This is a genomic window from Flavobacterium sp., assembly GCF_035456225.1.
Classification (GTDB): Bacteria; Bacteroidota; Bacteroidia; order Flavobacteriales; family Flavobacteriaceae; genus Flavobacterium.
The window spans coordinates 1-3,067 of record NZ_DATIDM010000222.1; the positions used below are offsets into that span (position 1 = coordinate 1).

Sequence of the window (3,067 nt, forward strand, 5' to 3'; positions counted from 1 at the left end):
GTTTAATCACAAAAAAAGAAATTCTATGAACATTGAAAACACCAAAGCTCAGATGCGCAAGGGGGTTTTAGAGTTCTGCATCCTATCGGTACTGAAAGAAAAAGATGCCTACACCTCCGAAATCTTAGACACACTGAAAAACGCAAAGCTGTTAGTAGTTGAAGGAACCGTATATCCGCTGCTGACACGATTAAAAAACGACGGCTTATTGAGCTACCGTTGGGAGGAATCCACTTCAGGACCACCAAGAAAATATTACGGTTTAACCGATGAAGGAAAAGAATTTTTAAAAGAATTAAACGGAACCTGGAATGAATTAGCCGGTGCCGTTAACACAATAACCAGCCAAAACTAAGAGTCATGAACAAAACAGTAAGTATAAATTTAGGAGGTTTTTCTTTTCATATTGATGAAGACGCCTATCAAAAATTAAGTCGCTACTTTGATGCTATAAAACGCTCTTTGTCGCCTGACGGAAGAGACGAGATCATGAACGACATAGAAAGCAGGATTGCGGAATTGTTATCCGAAAAGCTTTCAAACGATAAACAGGTTGTATCCTTAACCGAAATCGATCAGGTTATTGCTGTTATGGGGCAACCGGAAGATTACAGAATCGAAGACGAAACCACGCAAACTACATACGCATATGCTGCGCCAGGCCGCTCTAAAAAATTATACCGCGACAAGGAAAAAGGAATGTTGGGTGGTGTGTTAGCCGGTTTCGGACACTATTTCGGAGTAGATCCGCTTTGGTTACGAATTATCATGGTAATCTTGCTTTTCACTTGGGGAATCGGAATTATCCCGTATATCATTTTCTGGATTTTAGTACCGGAAGCTAAAACAACCGCAGAAAAACTGGAAATGACCGGGCAACCCATTACTATCTCAAATATCGAGAAAAAAGTAAAGGAAGGGTTTGGCGAAATCTCTGACACCATCAACAATATTGATCATAAAAAAATTGCAGACGGAGCAAGAGACGGAGCCTCAAAAGTTGCTACATCGATAGAAGATGTTTTCATGACAATCTTTAAAGTGATTGCAAAACTGATTGGCGCCTTCATGTTAATTTTTGCGGGATGTACCTTAATCGGAATTGTGATTGCATCAGTAGTTATGATCTTCTCTTCTTCATTACCAGATAACGCAGTTCTTGACTTTATGGAAACACCATTAGGTATTGAAACGCCGTTCTGGGTTCAGGGAATATTATTATTGCTTGTAGTTGGTATTCCGTTTTTCTTCCTTCTTCTTTTAGGATTAAAACTATTAATCAACAACTTAAAATCAATAGGTAATGCCGCTAAATACAGTTTACTGGCAATATGGTTAATCGCTACAGGATTCGCAATCACACTAGGTATCAAAGAAGCCGGAAAAGTGGCTTTGACCGGAAAAGTTGTTCAGAAAGCAGATATTCAAATTGCCAACACAGATACTCTGAAAGTTCGATTTGTTAACAACGATTTCTTTTCAAAAGATGTTGACGACAAAGACGATTGGACAATCAAACAGGATTCGGCGGGCAACGAAATGATATATTCCAACGAAATCAGCTTGCATTTGAAAAAAACGGATAAAGCTCATCCTTACATTCAGATTGAAAAAATCGCCAGCGGTAAATCGTTTGACGAAGCCAATAAAAGAGCAGAAAAAATCAAATATAATTTCAAAATCGTTGGAAATCAGTTAATTTTAGACAACTATTTACTTACCGAAGTAAAAAACAAACTGAGAAAACAAAAAGTTGAAGTATATTTATACTTGCCGAACGGTATCGTTTATGCGCCGGATGAAAATGTTACCCGCTATCTAGATGGAAGCAATGCTGATTTCGATTACTACTACGGACCGGAAGGTTACAATTACAAAGTACAAGACGGTGAATTGAAATGTCTGAACTGCCCGGAAGATGAAGATTCGGAAGATGAAGTACTGAACATATCTGAAAAAGATCAGGACACCATAAAGACAGTCAGCATTAAAGTGGGCGGAAAAGAAATTATCCACACAGAAACTAAAAAATCAGGCAATCTTAAAATAGATGAAAATGGGGTAATTGTAAAGGAAAAATAACTGAAAAATGAAATCATCATCATCAATCAAACATTTTTTAGTTATCACCTTTGAACCGGAGATATAATTCAAAGCAAATAATTCATCATCACCCAGCTATGGGTCCCGATAGCTATCGGAAAAAAAACGAACAGTTATGACAAAATTAGTTTTTCACATTACAAAAATAGTGATTGCAGCTGTGGTTGCTTTACTATTTGGTTCCTGCAATGCAAATATCAGTTTGGGCAACAAAATAACCGGAAGCGGAAATGTTACCAAAGAAGTCCGGAATCTTTCTGGCTTCAGCAAAATTCTTGTGTACAAGGGTTTAGACTGTGAAGTACAGCAATCCGATAAATTTGCTGTCATTGTAGAAGCCGATGACAATCTGCACGAAGGCATTATCACCACGGTCGAAAATGGTCTTTTAAAAATCGACTCACAATACAACGGATACAAAAACGTAAGTTCCAAAAAAATCATCGTTCAGATGCCGGTTATTGAAGTTTTAGAAGCTACCGGAGGCTCCAGTTTAAAGTCATTAAACACGTTAAATGGGGAAAATATGACAGTGAAAACCAGCAGTGGAAGTGATATGGATGTCACTGTTGAATCAGACACGATTACTTGCGAATCTTCAAGCGGAAGTGAATTAACCATAAAAGGAAAAGCCATAAAAGCCTATGCGCATTCCTCCAGCGGAAGTTCCATCAAAGCAGGAAATCTGATGGCCAACGAAATCGACGCACAATCCACCAGCGGAAGTTCAATAACCGTTGCCCCTATCCTTTTATTGGATGCAAAAGCTTCCAGCGGCAGTTCTATCAGCTATACAAAAGTACCAAAGCAAATCCGGAAAGAAAGCAGCTCTGGAGGTAATGTAAGTGAAGAATAAAAAACAAAAGAAATACGAAAGAGGTTTACTAAAAGCCTCTTTTTTTCTGAAAAATTTGAAAGCATACAGAATTTACTTATTTTTATGAATTCAGAATTAAAAACAAAT

Annotated in this window: 3 protein-coding genes; all 3 read left to right on the top strand. The window is 37.8% G+C overall.

The window, feature by feature from the left end:
* Positions 1–25 precede the first annotated feature (25 nt).
* The 3 genes from VLB74_RS12885 to VLB74_RS12895 all read left to right on the top strand — a co-directional run bounded on the left by VLB74_RS12885 (position 26) and on the right by VLB74_RS12895 (position 2,959).
* A complete protein-coding gene (locus tag VLB74_RS12885) occupies positions 26–355 on the top strand; it encodes a PadR family transcriptional regulator (protein WP_325203864.1) in 330 nt (109 codons plus the stop codon).
* A gap of 5 nt (positions 356–360) precedes the next feature.
* On the top strand, positions 361–2,082 hold the full coding sequence (locus tag VLB74_RS12890) for a PspC domain-containing protein (protein WP_325203862.1): 1,722 nt from the start codon (positions 361–363) through the stop codon (positions 2,080–2,082).
* A 136-nt stretch (positions 2,083–2,218) separates the two neighbouring features.
* Entirely contained in the window at positions 2,219–2,959 is a 741-nt protein-coding gene (locus tag VLB74_RS12895) for a head GIN domain-containing protein (protein WP_325203863.1), read from the top strand.
* The last annotated feature ends 108 nt before the right edge of the window (positions 2,960–3,067 follow it).

What these genes read in the sequence shown, in the direction of transcription:
- VLB74_RS12885 (WP_325203864.1), top strand. Translation starts at nt 26, where the DNA reads ATGAACATTGAAAACACCAAAGCTCAGATGCGCAAGGGGGTTTTAGAG.
- VLB74_RS12890 (WP_325203862.1), top strand. Translation starts at nt 361, where the DNA reads ATGAACAAAACAGTAAGTATAAATTTAGGAGGTTTTTCTTTTCATATT.
- VLB74_RS12895 (WP_325203863.1), top strand. Translation starts at nt 2,219, where the DNA reads ATGACAAAATTAGTTTTTCACATTACAAAAATAGTGATTGCAGCTGTG.